The 18,410-nt window shown below is 62.3% G+C and carries 16 protein-coding genes; 11 read left to right on the top strand and 5 right to left on the bottom strand.

From position 1 onward, the window contains the following. Nucleotides 1-45 precede the first annotated feature (45 nt). The 11 genes from aroQ (at nt 46) to ASE80_RS19880 (ending at nt 13,062) form a co-directional block, all read left to right on the top strand. Nucleotides 46-501: a type II 3-dehydroquinate dehydratase gene (gene aroQ, locus ASE80_RS19830; protein WP_056860456.1), complete on the top strand. Its 456-nt coding sequence runs from the start codon at nt 46-48 to the stop codon at nt 499-501. 24 nt (nt 502-525) lie between these two features. After that, entirely contained in the window at nt 526-987 is a 462-nt protein-coding gene (accB, locus tag ASE80_RS19835; protein WP_017136744.1) for an acetyl-CoA carboxylase biotin carboxyl carrier protein, read from the top strand. Nucleotides 988-1,004: 17 nt separating this feature from the next. Continuing rightward, complete coding sequence (gene accC, locus ASE80_RS19840) at nt 1,005-2,366, top strand: acetyl-CoA carboxylase biotin carboxylase subunit (RefSeq protein WP_053254132.1); 1,362 nt, start codon at nt 1,005-1,007, stop codon at nt 2,364-2,366. Between the two features lie 320 nt (nt 2,367-2,686). Next, the gene (gene prmA / locus ASE80_RS19845) at nt 2,687-3,565 is read left to right on the top strand and encodes a 50S ribosomal protein L11 methyltransferase (RefSeq protein WP_056860457.1); all 879 of its coding nucleotides are present in this window, start codon (nt 2,687-2,689) and stop codon (nt 3,563-3,565) included. Between the two features lie 30 nt (nt 3,566-3,595). Continuing rightward, nucleotides 3,596-4,792: a DUF3426 domain-containing protein gene (locus ASE80_RS19850; protein ID WP_056860458.1), complete on the top strand. Its 1,197-nt coding sequence runs from the start codon at nt 3,596-3,598 to the stop codon at nt 4,790-4,792. A gap of 185 nt (nt 4,793-4,977) precedes the next feature. Beyond that, nucleotides 4,978-5,991 (top strand): tRNA dihydrouridine synthase DusB, encoded by a 1,014-nt coding sequence (dusB, locus tag ASE80_RS19855; protein ID WP_056860459.1) that lies wholly within the window; start codon nt 4,978-4,980, stop codon nt 5,989-5,991. Beyond that, nucleotides 5,988-6,308, top strand: coding sequence for a DNA-binding transcriptional regulator Fis (gene fis, locus ASE80_RS19860; protein WP_003221275.1), 321 nt, complete (start codon nt 5,988-5,990; stop codon nt 6,306-6,308). Before dusB ends, fis begins: the two co-directional genes overlap by 4 nt. Before the next feature lie 81 nt (nt 6,309-6,389). Further along, nucleotides 6,390-7,997, top strand: a complete 1,608-nt coding sequence (purH, locus tag ASE80_RS19865) for a bifunctional phosphoribosylaminoimidazolecarboxamide formyltransferase/IMP cyclohydrolase (RefSeq protein ID WP_056860460.1) — start codon at nt 6,390-6,392, stop codon at nt 7,995-7,997. Nucleotides 7,998-8,122: 125 nt separating this feature from the next. Beyond that, a complete protein-coding gene (purD, locus tag ASE80_RS19870) occupies nt 8,123-9,415 on the top strand; it encodes a phosphoribosylamine--glycine ligase (RefSeq protein ID WP_017136750.1) in 1,293 nt (430 codons plus the stop codon). 115 nt (nt 9,416-9,530) lie between these two features. Further along, nucleotides 9,531-12,302, top strand: coding sequence for a hybrid sensor histidine kinase/response regulator (locus ASE80_RS19875; protein ID WP_056860461.1), 2,772 nt, complete (start codon nt 9,531-9,533; stop codon nt 12,300-12,302). Nucleotides 12,303-12,465: 163 nt separating this feature from the next. Then, nucleotides 12,466-13,062: a MarC family protein gene (locus ASE80_RS19880; RefSeq protein ID WP_017136752.1), complete on the top strand. Its 597-nt coding sequence runs from the start codon at nt 12,466-12,468 to the stop codon at nt 13,060-13,062. Here ASE80_RS19880 and ASE80_RS19885 read toward each other — a convergent pair. From ASE80_RS19885 to cobG, 5 genes are all read right to left on the bottom strand, one after another. Then, complete coding sequence (locus ASE80_RS19885) at nt 13,059-13,835, bottom strand: hypothetical protein (RefSeq protein ID WP_056860462.1); 777 nt, start codon at nt 13,833-13,835, stop codon at nt 13,059-13,061. The genes ASE80_RS19880 and ASE80_RS19885 overlap by 4 nt on opposite strands. 238 nt (nt 13,836-14,073) lie before the next feature. Further along, nucleotides 14,074-15,711: a precorrin-3B C(17)-methyltransferase gene (gene cobJ, locus ASE80_RS19890; protein ID WP_056860463.1), complete on the bottom strand. Its 1,638-nt coding sequence runs from the start codon at nt 15,709-15,711 to the stop codon at nt 14,074-14,076. Further along, entirely contained in the window at nt 15,711-16,442 is a 732-nt protein-coding gene (locus tag ASE80_RS19895; RefSeq protein ID WP_056860464.1) for a precorrin-2 C(20)-methyltransferase, read from the bottom strand. Before ASE80_RS19895 ends, cobJ begins: the two co-directional genes overlap by 1 nt. Beyond that, on the bottom strand, nt 16,442-17,068 hold the full coding sequence (locus ASE80_RS19900) for a precorrin-8X methylmutase (RefSeq protein WP_017136756.1): 627 nt from the start codon (nt 17,066-17,068) through the stop codon (nt 16,442-16,444). Before ASE80_RS19900 ends, ASE80_RS19895 begins: the two co-directional genes overlap by 1 nt. Further along, on the bottom strand, nt 17,061-18,407 hold the full coding sequence (cobG, locus tag ASE80_RS19905; protein WP_056860465.1) for a precorrin-3B synthase: 1,347 nt from the start codon (nt 18,405-18,407) through the stop codon (nt 17,061-17,063). Before cobG ends, ASE80_RS19900 begins: the two co-directional genes overlap by 8 nt. Between the last annotated feature and the right edge of the window lie 3 nt (nt 18,408-18,410).

Raw genomic sequence — 18,410 nt, forward strand, 5'->3', positions numbered from 1 at the left:
GTCGCCGGGTTCTGACGCACCCACATCAATAACAAGGAACAGCCGATGGCGACCTTTCTGGTTCTTCACGGACCAAACCTGAACCTGCTTGGCACCCGCGAACCGGGCGTCTACGGGGCGGTGACCCTGGAACAGATCAACCTTGATCTGGAACGCCGGGCGCGTGAAGCCGGCCACCATTTGCTGTACCTGCAAAGCAATGCCGAGTACGAATTGATTGATCGCATCCATGCCGCGCGTGGCGAAGGCGTGGACTTTATCCTGATCAATCCCGCCGCTTTTACGCATACAAGTGTTGCATTACGTGACGCGCTGCTGGCGGTGAGCATCCCATTTATCGAAGTGCATTTGTCGAACGTGCACAAACGCGAAGCTTTCCGCCATCACTCCTACTTCTCCGACGTAGCGGTAGGTGTGATCTGCGGCCTTGGCGCCAGCGGTTACCGACTGGCCCTGGAGGCCGCCCTGGAACAACTTGAACAACCGGCCAAGCGCCCCTGACCGACCCTTGGGAGTTGATGATTCATGGATATCCGTAAAGTTAAGAAACTGATCGAACTGCTGGAAGAATCCGGTATCGACGAGCTGGAAATCAAGGAAGGCGAAGAATCCGTACGGATCAGCCGCCACAGCAAGACCCCGGCTCAACAGTTCTACGCGCCACAGATGCAAGCACCTGCTCCGGCTGCCGCACCTGCCGCCGCCCCGGCTGCTGCCGCTGCACCGGCCGCCCCAGCTGCGCCTGCGCTGAACGGCTTCGTGGTCAAGTCGCCAATGGTCGGTACCTTCTACCGCACCCCGGCACCGACCTCGCCAGCCTTCGTTGAAGTCGGCGCAACCGTGAAAGTGGGCGACACCATCTGCATCGTTGAAGCGATGAAAATGATGAACCACATCACGGCTGAAAAAGCCGGCGTCATCGAATCCATCCTGGTAGAAAACGGTCAGCCGGTTGAGTACGACCAGCCGCTGTTCACCATCGTTTGAACCGCGGAGCGCCTTCGATGTTGAAACCTGCGAAGAAACTGCAAAAAGTCCTGATCGCCAACCGCGGCGAGATCGCGCTGCGTATCCTGCGCGCCTGTAAGGAAGAGGGCATCAAGACCGTCGCTGTTTACTCGACGGCCGATACCGAATTGATGCACGTGAAACTGGCGGACGAAAGCATTTGCATCGGTCCGCCATTGGCCACGAACTCGTACCTGAAAGTCTCGAACATCATCGCGGCCGCTGAAGTGACCGGCGCTGATGGCATCCACCCAGGCTACGGCTTCCTCGCGGAAAACGCCGATTTCGCCGAACAGGTGGAAAAATCCGGGTTTGCCTTCATTGGCCCTAAAGCCGAAACCATTCGCCTGATGGGCGACAAGGTGTCGGCCAAGGACGCCATGATCGCAGCCGGCGTGCCAACCGTTCCAGGTTCCGACGGCCCACTGCCGGAAGACGAGGCAACCGCCCTGCGCATTGGTCGCGAAGTCGGTTACCCGGTGATCATCAAGGCCGCCGGTGGCGGTGGTGGTCGCGGCATGCGTGTGGTGCACAAGGAAGAAGACCTGATCGAGGCCGCCAAGCAGACCCGCTCCGAAGCGGCTGCCTGGTTCGGCAACCCGATGGTCTACCTGGAGAAGTACCTGACCAACCCACGTCACGTGGAAGTGCAGGTTCTGTCCGACGGCCAGGGCCACGCCATCCACCTGGGCGACCGCGATTGCTCGCTGCAACGTCGTCACCAGAAAGTGTTGGAAGAAGCTCCGGCACCGGGCCTGGACGAAACCGCGCGCCAGGAAGTACTGGCTCGCTGCGTCAAGGCGTGCATCGACATCAACTACCGTGGCGCCGGTACCTTTGAGTTCCTCTACGAGAACGGCCGCTTCTACTTCATCGAGATGAACACTCGTGTGCAGGTAGAGCATCCGGTTTCGGAGATGGTCACCGGTATCGACATCGTCAAGGAGATGCTGAGCATCGCCGCCGGCAACGTGCTGTCCTTCACCCAGGACGACGTGAAGCTCCACGGCCACTCCCTGGAGTGCCGGATCAACGCCGAAGACCCGAAAACCTTTATCCCAAGCCCTGGCCTGGTCAAGCATTTCCACGCGCCGGGCGGCAACGGCGTGCGTGTGGATTCGCACCTGTACAGCGGCTACAAGGTTCCGTCCAACTACGACTCGCTGATCGGCAAGCTGATCACCTGGGGCGCCACCCGCGACGAGGCCATGGCCCGTATGCGCAATGCCCTGGACGAAATCGTGGTTGACGGCATCAAGACCAACATCCCGCTGCATCGGGATCTGGTCCGCGATGAAGGCTTCTGCGAAGGTGGTGTGAACATTCACTACCTGGAACACAAGCTGGCCAACCAGTAAGTGCTTCACCCAACAAAGCCGCCTCAGGGCGGCTTTGTTGTTTGTGAAACACCTGTTGTTATGCTCGTTCCCACGCTCCGCGTGGGAATGCATCTTGTGACGCTCCGCGTCACGGACGCAGAGCGTCCTGGGCGGCATTCCCACGCGGAGCGTGGGAACGATCGTCACAGACAGACCGCGGCGCCTGCATCGCAGGCAAGCCAGCTCCCACACAAGCCAGCTCCCTCATAAGCCCGCTCGCCACACACTCGCCGCTCGCGTAAACTTGCGCGCTTTCGCGACCCAGCCGTCGCACACTCATTTTTTCAAAGGTGCCCGCCATGCCTTGGCTGCAAGTCCGTCTCGCCATCAGCCCAGAACAAGCCGAAACCTACGAAGACGCTTTCCTCGAAGTCGGCGCCGTGTCGGTGACCTTCATGGATGCCGAAGACCAACCGATCTTCGAACCGGAACTCAATACCACGCCGCTGTGGTCCCACACCCACCTGCTGGCCCTGTTCGAAGACGGCACCGATGCCGCCGCCGTGCTGGCCCATATGCAATTGCTCACTGGCAGCCCGCTGCCCGAGCATCACAGCGAAGTGATCGAAGACCAGGACTGGGAACGCAGCTGGATGGACAACTTCCAGCCGATGCGTTTCGGCCAGCGCCTGTGGATCGTGCCAAGCTGGCACGCCGCGCCTGAGCCGAATGCCGTCAACCTGCTGCTGGACCCGGGCCTGGCGTTCGGCACCGGTACTCACCCTACTACCGCACTGTGCCTGGAATGGCTGGACGGCCAGGACCTGACCGACTGCAACGTGCTGGACTTTGGCTGCGGCTCGGGGATTCTGGCAATTGCCGCGCTGCTGCTGGGCGCCAAGGAAGCCGTCGGCACCGATATCGACGTGCAAGCGCTGGAAGCCTCTCGCGATAACGCCGGGCGCAACCACATTGCTGAAGGCAAATTCCCACTCTACCTGCCACAAGATTTGCCCCAGGTGCAGGCCGACGTGCTGGTGGCCAATATCCTCGCCGGCCCGCTGGTGTCGTTGGCGCCGCAGCTGTCGAGCCTGGTCAAGCCGGGCGGCCGCCTGGCGCTGTCGGGCATCCTCGCCGAGCAAGGCGAAGACGTGGCCGCTGCCTACGCCAAGGATTTCGAGCTGGACCCGATCGCCAACCGTGATGGCTGGGTACGCATCAGTGGTCGTCGGCGCTAGAATGAGCGCTTGCCTGAATCGGATGGCCGCATGACCGACAGTTTCGTCACCCAGTGCCCACACTGCCAAGCCCGTTTTCGCGTCAGCCACGCACAGCTGAGTGTGGCCCGTGGCGTAGTGCGCTGTGGCTCGTGCCTGCAAGTGTTCAACGCCGCTCGCCAGTTGCTGGAGCAGCGCGGCCAGGTGCCCGCGCCTGAGCAGCCGACCGCCGCCGAGAAAGCCGCCGAGGCCCCACGGGCCATCAGCCAGAAGCAGTGGAATGCCGAAGAACTGGACCTGGACAACCTGGACCTGGATGAAGAACTGGCCAAGCTGGAACGTCGTCAGGCCAGTGCCGACCGTCGCCAGCCGGAAGATACCCTGAGCGCCACCCGCGGCACCGCCAAGGCCGAAGAAGAACAGTGGGCCGCCAGCCTGTTCAGTGAACCGCCCGAGGAACGCACCCCAGCGCCCGAGGACGAGCCGGAACCGGCCACTGCGACACGTCAGCGCACCGAACCCTCCATGTCGTTTCGCCTTGACGACATCGACGATGAACCGCCACTGCGCTCGGCGCCGCACGATGAAGATGACGACATCGACCCGCCGTTCACGCCGCTGACCCGGGCCCTGGACGAACCGGAACCCGACGATCGCCCGCAACCGCGTCGCAAGCGCGCGCGCCCCGAGGTGAGTGTTCACGATGACGTGCTCCAGGACCTGGAAGACGACCCGCTGCACCTTTACGCCCAGAAGCGCCCGTCCGGCTGGGGCCGTCGCCTGATCTGGATCCTGCTGGTGCTGATCGCCGCCGCCGGCCTGGCAGGCCAGTACATCGCGTACCAATTCGACGACCTGGCCCGCCAGGATGCCTACCGCCCGTGGTTCCAGCAGCTGTGCCCGTCACTGGGTTGCACGGTGCCATCGCGGGTCGATATTGCCCATATCAAGAGCAGCAACCTGGTGGTGCGCAGCAACCCGGAGTTTGCCGGGGCGCTGGTGGTGGATGCGATCATCTATAACCGGGCGACGTTCTCCCAGCCCTTCCCGTTGCTGGAACTGCGTTTTGCCGACATGAACGGCGGTCTGATCGCCAGTCGCCGCTTCAAGCCCGGCGAATACCTGAGCGGTGAATTGGCCGGCGTGAGCGAAATGCCATCGCAGACGCCGATCCACATCTCCCTGGATATCCTTGACCCAGGCAATAAAGCCGTGAATTACAGCCTGAGTTTTCACTCGCCCGAGTGAGTCGGCGCAGGTTCCGAGGTTTGACGGCAAATTATTGACTTTGCGCCGCGCAACCAAACCGGCGGCGATAAAGAAATAACTGTTCAGATTTTATCCAATTCAGCCTTTATCCAGTCATCGAGAGCGGGTATCATGCCAACCCTTTTTCGAACTCTAATGATCCGGCCCCACAACAGGGAAGTCCTATGTCGGCGGTACGCATCGGCCCATACACATTGCCAAACGGCTTGATCCTCGCCCCGATGGCGGGCGTCACCGACCAGCCCTTTCGTCAGCTGTGCAAGCGTTTGGGCGCGGGTCTAGTAGTCTCTGAAATGGTCACCAGCGACATGAGCTTGTGGAACACCCGCAAATCGCGGATGCGCATGATCCACGAAGGTGATCCCGAGCCCCGCTCGGTGCAGATCGCCGGTGGTGATGCGCAAATGCTGGCGGATGCGGCCCGAGCCAACGTGGAGTTGGGCGCGCAGATCATCGACATCAACATGGGCTGCCCGGCCAAGAAGGTCTGCAACAAGGCCGCCGGTTCCGCATTGTTGAAAGATGAGCAGTTGGTAGCCGAGATCCTGCAGGCCGTTGTCGCCGCAGTGGATGTGCCGGTCACCCTGAAGATTCGTACCGGCTGGGACCGGGACAACAAAAATGGCCTGACCGTGGCGAAGATCGCTGAACAGGCCGGGATTACAGCGCTGGCGGTGCATGGCCGCACCCGCGCCGACCTTTACACAGGTGAAGCCGAGTACGACACCATTGCCGCGATCAAGCAGGCGGTGTCGATGCCGGTCTTTGCCAATGGCGATATCGACTCAGCCGAAAAAGCCCGGCGCGTGCTGCACGCCACCGGTGCCGATGGCTTGTTGATTGGCCGGGCCGCCCAGGGGCGGCCATGGATTTTTCGTGAGATCGAACATTTTCTGCGTACCGGCGACGTCTTGCCGGCACCGGAGTTGATCGAGGTGGAACGTATTCTGCTAGAGCATCTGGCCGCCCTGCACGCCTTCTATGGAGACGTGATGGGAGTACGCATTGCTCGCAAGCATGTCGGCTGGTATCTCGCCACCTTGCCGGGCGCCAAGGAATTCCGCGCTCAGTTCAATCGTTTGGATGAAACGCAGGCACAGGTCGCCACCGTTCGTGAGTTCTTCGCCGAACGTGACAAGAGCCTGGGAACAGGGGATGGAGAGGGGGTGGCCGCATGACGATGATGACCGAGACTTTAGTGAGTGGAACAGCACCCGTGAGCGACAACGTCAATTTGAAACAGCACCTCAACACGCCGAGCGAAGAAGGTCAGACCCTTCGTGGGAGTGTCGAGAAGGCGCTGCACAATTATTTCGCCCACCTTGAGGGCGCTTCCGTCACGGATGTGTACAACCTGGTGCTCTCCGAAGTCGAGGCGCCGTTGCTCGAAAGCGTGATGAACTACGTCAAGGGCAACCAGACCAAAGCCAGTGAGCTGCTGGGCCTCAACCGTGGCACCTTGCGCAAAAAGCTCAAGCAGTACGATTTGCTGTAAGCATTCAATCAAACCAGAAAGGCGCCCGCGTAAAAACGGTCGCCTTTTTTGCTGACTCCTTTGCTTTTGATGGAAATTGAAATGACCGACCAGACCACCCGCCTGCCGATCCGCCGCGCCTTGATCAGTGTCTCCGACAAGACCGGGATCCTCGAATTTGCCCGGGAGCTGGAAGCCCTTGGCGTGGAAATCCTCTCCACAGGCGGGACCTTCAAACTGCTGCAGGACAACGGCGTGGCCGCAGTAGAAGTCGCGGACTACACCGGTTTCGCGGAAATGATGGACGGTCGGGTCAAGACCCTGCACCCGAAAATTCACGGCGGGATCCTCGGTCGTCGCGGTATCGACGACGCCATCATGAGCGAACACGGCATCAAGCCGATCGACCTGGTGGCCGTTAACCTTTACCCGTTCGAAGCCACCATCAACAAGCCAGGCTGCGACCTGCCGACCGCCATCGAGAACATCGATATCGGCGGCCCGACCATGGTTCGCTCGGCTGCCAAGAACCACAAAGACGTGGCCATCGTGGTTAACGCCAGCGACTACGCCAACGTACTGGAAAGCCTGAAAGCCGGCGGCCTGACCTACGCCCAGCGTTTCGACCTGATGCTCAAGGCGTTCGAACACACTGCTGCCTACGACGGCATGATCGCCAACTACATGGGCACCGTGAACCAGGCCGCCGAGACCCTCAGCACAGAAGGCCGCAGCCAGTTCCCGCGCACCTTCAACAGCCAGTTCATCAAGGCCCAGGAAATGCGCTACGGCGAGAACCCGCACCAAAGCGCGGCGTTCTACGTTGAGGCCAAGCCTGCCGAAGTCGGCATCGCCACGGCGACCCAGCTGCAAGGTAAAGAACTGTCCTACAACAACGTGGCCGACACCGACGCTGCGCTGGAGTGTGTGAAGAGCTTCGTCAAGCCGGCCTGCGTGATCGTCAAGCACGCCAACCCGTGCGGCGTGGCTGTGAGCCCGGACGCTGAAGGCGGGATTCGCCAGGCCTACGAACTGGCCTACGCCACCGACACTGAATCCGCGTTTGGCGGCATCATTGCCTTCAACCGTGAGCTGGACGCCGAGACCGCCAAGGCGATCGTCGAGCGCCAGTTCGTCGAAGTGATCATCGCCCCTTCCGTCAGTGAAGAGGCCCGCGCCATCGTCGCCGCCAAAGCCAACGTGCGCCTGCTGGCCTGTGGCGAGTGGTCGGCGGACCGCGCCGCGGCCTGGGACTACAAGCGCGTCAATGGCGGCTTGCTGGTACAGAGCCGCGACATCGGCATGATCGGCAGCGAAGACCTGAAGGTCGTGACCAAACGCGCCCCGACCGAGCAAGAGATCAACGACCTGATCTTCGCCTGGAAAGTGGCCAAGTACGTTAAGTCCAACGCCATTGTCTACGCCACGAACCGCCAGACCATCGGTGTCGGCGCCGGCCAGATGAGCCGCGTGAACTCGGCGCGTATCGCCGCGATCAAGGCCGAGCACGCAGGCTTGCAGGTTGCGGGTTCGGTGATGGCTTCCGACGCGTTCTTCCCGTTCCGTGATGGCCTGGACAACGCCGCGAAAGCCGGTGTGACCGCCGTGATCCAACCGGGTGGCTCGATGCGTGACGCTGAAGTGATCGCGGCCGCTGATGAAGCGGGCATCGCGATGGTCTTCACCGGCATGCGCCACTTCCGCCACTGATTGATCGTTCCCACGCTCCGCGTGGGAACGCAGCCAGGGACGCTCCGCGTCCCTCGGACGCAGAGCGTCCGTAGAGGCATTCCCACGCAGAGCGTGGGAACGATCATCCTAACGAGGTTTTTGAAATGAATGTTTTGATCATTGGCAGCGGTGGCCGTGAACACGCCCTGGCCTGGAAAGTTGCCCAGGACCCACGCGTCCAGAAGGTTTTCGTCGCCCCCGGCAACGCCGGCACCGCCATTGAAGCCAAGTGCGAAAACGTCGCTATCGACGTGCTGGCGCTTGAGCAGCTGGCCGATTTTGCTGAAAAGAATGTTTCCCTGACCATCGTCGGCCCGGAAGTACCACTGGTTGCCGGCGTTGTGGACCTGTTCCGCAGCCGTGGCCTGGACTGCTTCGGCCCTACCGCCGGTGCCGCCCAGCTGGAAGGTTCGAAAGCCTTTACCAAGGACTTCCTGGCGCGCCACAAGATCCCGACGGCCGACTACCAGAACTTCACCGAGATCGAGCCGGCCCTGGCTTACCTGCGTGAAAAAGGCGCACCGATCGTGATCAAGGCCGATGGCCTGGCCGCCGGTAAAGGCGTGATCGTCGCCATGACCTTGCAGGAAGCCGAAGACGCCGTACGCGACATGCTCGCCGGTAACGCGTTTGGCGATGCAGGCTCGCGTGTGGTGATCGAGGAGTTCCTCGACGGCGAAGAAGCCAGCTTCATCGTGATGGTCGATGGCAAGAACGTATTGCCGATGGCCACCAGCCAGGACCACAAACGGGTGGGCGATGGCGACAGCGGCCCGAACACCGGCGGCATGGGTGCCTACTCCCCTGCCCCGGTCGTCACCGCCGACGTGCACAAGCGCGTGATGGACCTGGTGATCTGGCCAACCGTGCGCGGCATGGCCGACGAAGGCAATGTGTACACCGGTTTCCTCTACGCTGGCCTGATGATCGACAAAGCCGGCAACCCGAAAGTGATCGAGTTCAACTGCCGCTTCGGCGATCCGGAAACCCAACCGGTGATGCTGCGTCTGCAATCGAGCCTGGTGCTGCTGGTGGAAGCCGCCCTGGCACAGGCACTGGACAAGGTTGAAGCACAGTGGGATCCGCGCCCGAGCGTCGGCATCGTACTGGCGGCCGGTGGTTACCCTGCCGACTACGCCAAGGGCGATGTGATTGAAGGCCTGGACGCGGCTGCTACGCTGGAAGGCAAGGTGTTCCATGCGGGCACCGCGCTCAAGGACGGCAAAGTTGTAACCGCAGGTGGCCGTGTATTGTGTGCCACCGCAATGGGTGCCAGTGTCGACGCCGCGCAACAGCAGGCGTACAAACTGGCGGCAAAAATCGACTGGAAAGGTTGCTTCTACCGCACGGACATCGGCTATCGCGCCATTGCCCGTGAACGCGGTGAGAACAACTGAACAGCTACGCTTGCGTAGCTATCCGTTCGGCTAGGTAAGGGCCTCTGGCCCTTGCCGTACCCATGTCGCCCCGCGCATAGTTAACCCGTGCATCAACCTACGAAGGGATTTCGCCGTGCGCTGGCTCAGGATCGCCATAGGTTTTACCGTCAGCTTGCTGACCCTGCTCTGCTTGTTCCCGGCCCAGGCCGCCGCACAAGGCAGTGGCTGGGCAGTATTGCTTGATGAACAGGCCGACCTGCAGCTGAGCGACATCCGCTCCGCCCGCTACACCAATCAATTCAGCCCCATCGAACTCGACCGGATTACCGCCGCGGAGCCGGACGGTGCGTTGTGGGTACGCTTCAAGCTGCAACCCGGCAAGCACGAACAAGTGCTGCGCGTATTCGCCCCGGACCTCTCGCACCTGAACCTGTATGTGCTCGACGGCGACATGCTGGTGGAGCAGCAAAGCACCGGTACGCGCCAGCCCCAGGCAGAACGCCCGCTGCCCAGCAGCGATTTCATGCTGCCGATGCCCCAGAGCCAGAAGCCCCTTGAGGTGTACCTGCGCCTGGTCTCGGAACACGAACTGCGCCCCTACATCACCCTGGAACCGGCCGTGCTCGCCGCCGCCGACCAGACCCAGACGTTGATCTACGGCCTGCTGTTCGGCTGCCTGTTGATGCTGATCCTGCACAACCTTACACGCTTCGCCTATCACCGTTCGCGCAGCAGCCTGTGGCTGGCGGCCTGCGAAGTGCTGTTGGTGCTGAGCCTGGCGCTGTTGCTCAATCTGGTGGGGCCGTGGCTGCCGAACTGGCACGCGGTACAAACCCCGGGCGCCTACCTCGCGCTGCTGCTGACTGCACCGTGCGGGCTGATGTTTGCCTACCGCTTCTTCATGCCGTTGGGCCCGCACCCGCTGAACAAGCTGTTGATGGCCGACATCCTGCTGATCGTGCTGTGTGGCCTGCTGCTGTTGTTCGTCAACACCTTGCCGCTGAACATCATCACCTACGCGCTGGTCGCCCTGGCGGGCTTGAGCATGTTGTTTGTCTCCGCCTACCACTGGCAGAAAGGCTACCGGCCGGCGCGCTTGTTTGTGGTGGCGATGGTAGTGTTCAACCTCGGCACCCTGATCATTCTGCCCGCCCTGCTGGGCCTGACGCTGGTGGCGCCGCAAGGCCTGATCGTGACCCTGCTGAGCTTTATCTGCCTGAGCGGCCTGCTGATGAGCCTGGCCCTGGGCGAACGCCAGCGCGCCATTGTCGAAGCACGCTTCAGCCTCAGCCGCGATCTGGCAGCCAGCAACGCCGAGATCGCCGCCAAGGCCGAATTCCTGGCCAAGATCAGCCACGAAATCCGCACCCCCATGAACGGCGTGCTGGGCATGACCGAGTTGCTGCTGGGCACGCCGCTGTCGGTGAAGCAGCGCGACTATGTGCAGACCATCCACAGCGCCGGCAATGAACTGCTGACGCTGATCAACGAGATCCTCGACATCTCCAAGCTCGAGTCCGGGCAGATCGAACTGGACGATGTGCAATTTGACCTCAACGCGCTGATCGATGACTGCTTGAGTATCTTCCGCGCCAAGGCCGAGCAGCAGAACGTCGAACTGATCAGCTTTATCCAGCCGCAGGTGCCCCGCGTGATCAGCGGCGACCCCACACGCCTGCGCCAGGCGCTGTTGAGCCTGCTGGAAAACGCCCTGCAAAAAACCGATGAGGGCGAAGTGCTGATCGTGGTCGCCCTCGACGAGCGCAGCACCAAGCCACGCCTGCGCATCGCCGTACAAGACAGCGGCCTGCCGATGGACGCCGCCGAACGCGACGCGCTGCTGCACAGCGAACTGCACAGCAAGAACTTCCTCTCGGCCACGCGCCTGAGCGGCCACCTGGGCCTGGTCATCGCCCGCCAGTTGATTCTGTTGATGAACGGCGAGTTCGGCATCAAGAGCGGCAGCCACCAGGGCAGCACCCTGTGGCTGACCCTGCCACTGGACCCGGAACGCCTGGAACACCCGACCTCCGACCTCGACGGGCCGCTCAAAGGCGCGCGGGTGTTGGTGGTCGATGACAATGACACGTGCCGCAAAGTGCTGGTGCAGCAATGCACCGCCTGGGGCTTGAACGTCAGCGCCGTGCCGTCCGGCAAAGAAGCCCTGGCGCTGCTGCGCACCAAAGCGCACCTGCGCGATTACTTCGACGTGGTGCTGCTGGACCAGAACATGCCCGGCATGACCGGCATGCAACTGGCGGCGAAGATCAAGGAAGACCCGAGCCTGAACCACGACATCCTGCTGATCATGCTCACCGGCATCAGCAATGCGCCGAGCAAGATCATCGCGCGCAACAGCGGGATCAAACGCATCCTCGCCAAGCCGGTGGCCGGCTACACACTCAAGACCACCCTGGCCGACGAGCTGACCCAGCGCAGCAAAGGCGCCATTGCCCCGCGCCCTATGCTCAGCGCGCCGGCAGCGGTGACCGTGCCGAGTGATTTCAAGATCCTGGTGGCTGAAGACAACAGCATCTCCACCAAAGTGATTCGCGGCATGCTCGGCAAGCTCAACCTCAACCCCGATACCGCCAGCAACGGCGAAGAAGCGCTGGAGGCAATGAAGGCCCAGCGTTATGACCTGGTGTTGATGGACTGCGAAATGCCGATCCTCGATGGCTTCTCTGCCACCCAGCAATTGCGCGCGTGGGAAGTCAGCCACCAGCGCATTCGCACGCCCGTGGTGGCGCTCACGGCGCACATCCTGACGGAACATAAAGAACGCGCACGCCAGGCCGGCATGGATGGGCATATGGCCAAGCCGGTGGAATTGTCGCAGTTGCGTGAGCTGGTGGAGTTTTGGGTGGCGCAGCGTCAGCAGCGGCCGGAACACGCCCCGTCTTGAACCTGAAATGCAGCCTCCTGTGGGAGCTGGCTTGCCTGCGATGGCGGCGTGTCAGTCACCCACCCTTTGTCTGACCCACCGCTATCGCAGGCAAGCCAGCTCCCACATTTGCCCGGTTGCGCCTGATAGACTCCGCAAACCTCTCCTCTCGCGAGCCGCGCCCATGCTCCACGTGTTATTCAGCGTCTACCTGAAAATGCTGGTGCTCTACAGCCCGTTCTTTGTGCTGTCCTGCTTTATCAGCCTGACCCGTGGCTACTCCAGCAAAGAGCGGCGGCGCCTGGCCTGGAAGGTTGCGTTGGCCACGCTGGTGTCGAGCGTGTTGCTCTACCTGTTCGGCCGGGTGATTTTCAGTGTGTTCGGCATCACCGTGGATGCCTTTCGCATCGGCGCCGGCAGCGTGCTGTTTATCTCGGCGCTGGGCATGGCCCAGGGCAAGTCGGCGGTGCAGACCGACAATGTGCAGCAGGACGTGACCATCGTACCGCTGACCATCCCGCTCACAGTCGGCCCCGGCACCATCGGTGCGCTGTTGGTGATGGGCGTGAGCCAGCCCCACTGGGATGACAAGTTCATGGCGATCGTCAGCATTGCCCTGGCCAGCTTCACGGTCGGTGTGGTGCTGTATTTGTCCAACCGTATCGAACGCATACTGGGTGACCAGGGCTTGCAGATTGTCAGTCGGTTGATGGGGTTGTTCGTGTGTGCGTTGGCCGCGCAGATCATCTTTACCGGTGTGCGCGGTTACCTGGTGCCTTAAATCCGGTACTTCGCGATCGCCAGCTGTACCTTGTCGCCGGCACTCTCGCGCATCAGCTGGATGGTTTTTTCGTTGACTACTGAGGTATTGAGCACCAGGCAAGTCTGGCCGCTGAAAGCCTCGACCGAAGAGCTGTCCCACTCCAGAAACGGCAGGCCCAGCTGCTTGCTCACACCGTGGGTGCTGTAAGTCGCCAGCACCATCATCACCTCTCCCCCCGTTTCAGCACAGGACGCCAGGCCGAAATCGCCGCCCTGGTGCACCGTGCTGTTGCGCTTGAACAGCTCAAACGACGCAGGTTGTTGCTTCAAGGCCTGCAACGCATCCGCCGCCAGTTTCGGCAGCGCCGCCAGCAATGGCCCTGCCAGTGAGGCCGCCGCCAGCGCGGCGATAATATTCAGCGCCGCCACTTGCACCGTCAGGCCTTTTCCGGAGCTTGAGACCCGCTCAAAAGCGCTGCGCACCGGCAACCAGCCCAGGCTGACCATCACCTTGATAAATTCGTCATACCACGCCTCGCTGCCTCGTTGAACCTTCAACACATCACTCACATAACTGCTGGCCAGCAGGTAGCTTTTACGGATGTATTCACGGTTCAGCGCCGACATGCCCTCGATAAACGAGATCACGCCGTTGTTCACCACGGCGGCATTGCTGTCATCTTCCGCGTCCAGCGGCGCCGGGCGCTTGGCTCCCGGCGCCCCTGGCAGCTTGTAGGCGGCAATCAACTTGCGCCTTTTAGCACTGATGATCCTTTTGTGATGTCGCTCCATTTTTCAGTTCTCCACAAGCACCCCACATGGGGCTTGTCTTCACACTAGTCCAGCCGCTGGCGCGCTTGCCAGACCACAAACATCGCTTGTCGCACGCGTCGAAAAAACGTCACCCAGCAATAACGCGGCATACCGGTAGACCTTCCTTTTTTCATCGACAAAAAAAGAAAAAGCCCCGAACAACAGCAGGTTTTCACCCAGCGTTACTCGGAGCTTTCTTACCTGTCGCGCGCTGTTTTCAGGACGCGGGTTTCTCGCCATACCAGCGCGGCGTGTACACCCATTCGCCGCCACCGGCGCGGGGGAATACGCAGGTGGTGGACGAGCCGATCAGCACCATGGTGCGCATATCCACTTGTTCAGGCGTCAACTGTCCCAACGTAGTGACACGCAGGGTCTGGCCTGGGCGGCCGATGTCGCGACCCAGCACCACCGGTGTTTCGGGCGTGCGGTGCAACGCGACGATTTCCAGGGCGCGCCCCAATTGCCACGGCCGCGAACGCGAGATCGGGTTGTAGAACGCCAGCGCCAGGTCGGCCTGGGACGCGAGGTCCAGGCGTTTTTCGATGATCGACCAGGGCTTGAGGTTGTCCGACAGCGACATCACACAGAAGTCATGCCCCAATGGCGCACCCGCTTGCGCGGCCGTGGCCAGCGAGGCTGAGACGCCCGGCAGGATCTCCAGTTCGACCTGATGCCAGGCCGGGTCGCCGGATTCGTGCAACGCCTCCAGCACCGCCGCCGCCATGGCAAATACGCCAGGGTCGCCGGACGACACCACCACCACCGAACGGCCTTGAGCGGCCAATTCGAAGGCATGGCGAGCGCGTTGCATTTCTTCGCGGTTGTCGGTGCAGTGTTGCACCTGATCGTCGCGGAACGGCCCGGCCATGCGCACATAGGTTTCGTAACCCAGCACATCGGTGCACCGCGCCAGCTCGGCCTTCACCGCCGGCACCATCAACTCGGCCGCGCCAGGGCCCAGGCCGATCACGGCAAGGCGGCCACGGGCACGGCCGACGTGCGACAGGTCCAGCGGTTGCTCGGCCACGGTGATCACGATGTCCGCGTCTTGCGCCACCTGTGCAAAACGCAACGGCACGCCCAGCGCCAATGCGGCTTGCTGCAACGAGGCGTCGGCCATCTGTGTATCGTTGGCCAGCAGGCAGGCCAGGGATTGCACGGCGATGCCCGCGCGATGTAAAGCGGCTCGCACCCGCTCAGCCAAATCCACCCCTGGCTTACAGGTGACACACACCGTCTGCGGATAAATCAGCAATTCATTGGCTGCCGGCACGCGCTCGGCACTGCCCACGTGAATCGCCAGACGTGCTTGCTGATCCTGCGGCAAATTCGCCTGGTCCAGCCACGGCGCCACACCTTTGATGCGCACGCTTTCGCCGGCCAGCAGGTCCGAGACAAACCGCTTGCCCAGTTCCAGGTCCGCCAACGCATAACCCGCAGGCGGGTTGAGCAGGCAAGTGCCAAAACGCAGCTCGCCGCTGGTGGTGATCGCCGCAGCGACGCCGAGTGCCGCGCCAATCTCTCGCGCCATCACATTCACGCCGCCCAGGCCGCCGAGCAACGGCACCACGGCGCTGCCATCTTCAGCCACGGCCAGCACAGCCGGCTCTTCGCCTTTTTCCAGCAGCAGCGGCGCCAGCGTGCGAATCAAGATACCGGCAGCACACAGGGCAATCAGGGGCGTGCCTTGTTGGTAAAGCTGACGCAGGGTCGCGCCGAACTCACTGTAAGTCTGGTCCGCCCCTTCAACTCGCCCGGCCAGGCCGTGGATCAGCGCGCCGGGATACACCTGCGCGATCCTGCGCGCCGTCGCCAGGCTGCCCTGGCCGAGAATCACAATCGCCGGGCGCATCAACCTTGCCACCTTTCACCCGGCACGATGATCAGCGAAAAGTACGGCGAAGACGCCGGGTCGACCTGATCCAGCGGCACGATTTTCTGGTTGGCCATGGTCGCGCGCTCTACATACAGCGCACGCTCGGCCAGACCGAGTTCTTGCAGCACCTGGCGCACCTTGGGGAAGTTGCGGCCCAGCTTCATGATCACGGCGGCATCGGCGTCCGCCAGCCGGCGCTTGAGGTCTTCATGGGGCAACACGCCGGAGAGCACCGACAGGCTCTGGTTGCGATACACCAACGGCGCGCCAAGCACCGAAGCGCCGCCGAGCATTGAGCAGACGCCGGGGATAACCTCGGCTTCATAACGCTCGGCCAAACGGTCGTGCAGGTACATATAGGAGCCGTAGAAGAACGGATCGCCTTCGCAGATCACCGCCACATCGCGGCCAGCGTCCAGGTGCGCGGCCACATCGAGGCTGGCGTTGTCGTAGAAGTCGCTGATGATCTGCTCGTAAGACATCGGCGCCGGCAGCACTTCGGTGGTCACCGGGTACACCAGCGGCATCAGCGTTTGCTGCGCGACCAAGTGGTCTTCGATGATGCCAAAAGCGTTGCCCTTTTTGCCTTTGGCCACGAAATACGCGACCACCGGCGACTCGCGCAGCAGGCGCAGCGCCTTGAGGGTGATCAACTCGGGGTCGCCGGGGCCAACGCCCAGGCCAATCAAACGTCCGCGTGCCGGCATTATTCGACCTCCGTGGCCAAGGCGTTGACCGCTGCGGCGGCCATCGCACTGCCGCCCAGGCGGCCTTGCATGATCACAAACGGTACGCCACGGCTGTCGGCCGCCAGCATTGCCTTGGATTCTGCAGCGCCGACAAAACCCACCGGGAAGCCGAGGATCAACGCCGGTTTCGGCGCGCCGGCGTCGAGCATTTCCAGCAGGTAAAACAGCGCCGTCGGGGCGTTGCCGATCACCACCACGCTGCCTTCCAGGTGCGGACGCCACAGTTCCAGCGCGGCAGCTGAACGGGTGTTGCCCAGCTCCCGCGCCAGCTCCGGCACGCTGTCGTCGCGCAAGGTGCAGATCACCTGGTTATTGGCCGGCAGGCGCGCACGGGTCACGCCTTCGGAGACCATGCGCGCATCACACAAAATCGGCGCGCCGGCCGCCAGCGCATCGCGCCCGGCCTTGCCTGCGCCTTCGGAGAACTGCAGGCCGTCAATGGCATCGACCATGCCGCAGGCATGAATCACCCGCACCGCGAGTTTTTCCAGGTCGGCAGGAATGCGCTCTAACTTGGCTTCCGCGCGAATAATGGCGAAGGAGTTGCGATAGATCTCCTGACCGTCGCGGATGTAATCAATCATCGGTGTTGCTCCGTGTGCGGCCGCGTAACAGGGCGCCCGCCGCTTCAATGGAAAGAGTGCGTGCGTGCAGCCGGCCGAAACCGGGGTGGGCTGCCTCGCGAAAATAGACGTCGTAGTGGCCGGGGCTTACCGCCAGCAAGGTGACCGGCGCAATGTGTGCGGCGGCGCAGGAGCGTGGGCAGCCGGACAGGTGTACGTCGTGGCCGGGGTGCAGCGCAGCCAGTTGCAGGGCATCGGCCTTGGTGTCGGCCAGGCCTTTGCCACAGCCGCGTGAGCCGGTGCAGGCGATCATGCGTGCCAGCGGCTGGTCGACTGAACAGAGAAAGCCCAATTGCTCCAGGACTTCAGTCACGGCGCAGTGGTTTTCAAGGTTGGGCAGCAGTACGCCCTGCCACGGCGTGAAACGCAACGTGCCGTCGCCATACTCACTGGCCAACTGCGCGGCGCCTTTGAGCATGCTCGAATCCAGACGCCCCAGCGGCGCAACGGCGGCGACGTAGAACAGGTTTTTTTGCCGTTGTGGATAAGTGCCCAGGTGCGACAAAGCCCCGCTGGCCGGACGCTTGAACCCATCCACCGGCAGTAACGGCAGGCTCAGATGAGCCAGTAAGTTATCCACAGCCAGATGACGCATGCGGGTTTGCGTCGGGGTTGCCAGGTCGAGAAACGCTTCCAGCACGGCCACGACCAGGGCATGGCCTTGCTCCAGCGGCACAGCGGCCAAGGGTGCATCCAAGCCTGGGCAACCGGCAAGGCCGAAGGCCAAAAGTGTCTCGCCCGCCTGCTCAAACGCCGACAGCCACAGATCATGATGATGCTCGAGCATCGCCAGGGCTTCACCGCCATCGAGTTGCACGGCGAATTTGGCCGACAATTCATGGAAACGTGGATGATTTTGCAGGGTGGCGAGGAGCTGATCCGCCAGCGGCCGGGTGTCGAACAGCATCTGCGGGTCGATGCCGGCGCTGGGGCTGAGCATCAGGTTGCGCACGTCGTCACCGGCGGCGTTGCTGGGGCCAAGCCCGGCGGCCAGCAGCAGGGCGATCAATGCATCCTGCTCGGCGCCAATCCCGCGAATCTGCAGGTTGGCGCGGTTGGTGGCTTCGATCACCCCGCCCGCATAGGTCTGCGCCGCGTCTGCCACGGCAAACGCCTGGGTGGCGGTGATGGAACCGCCGGCCAGTTTGATCCGGCAAATTCCGCCATCCAGGGCCTGGACGATACGCAGCAACCCCGGACAAGCCGAGGGGCGCAAGGTATTCAGAGCAGGCGTTGGGTTCACGGGGCTACCGGTTGACGGGTAAAGGCGCGGTATTATGCCTGCTTTGTCCGGCGGCATGAA

It is taken from the genome of Pseudomonas sp. Leaf15 (genome assembly GCF_001421425.1).
Lineage (GTDB): Bacteria > Pseudomonadota > Gammaproteobacteria > Pseudomonadales > Pseudomonadaceae > Aquipseudomonas > Aquipseudomonas salomonii.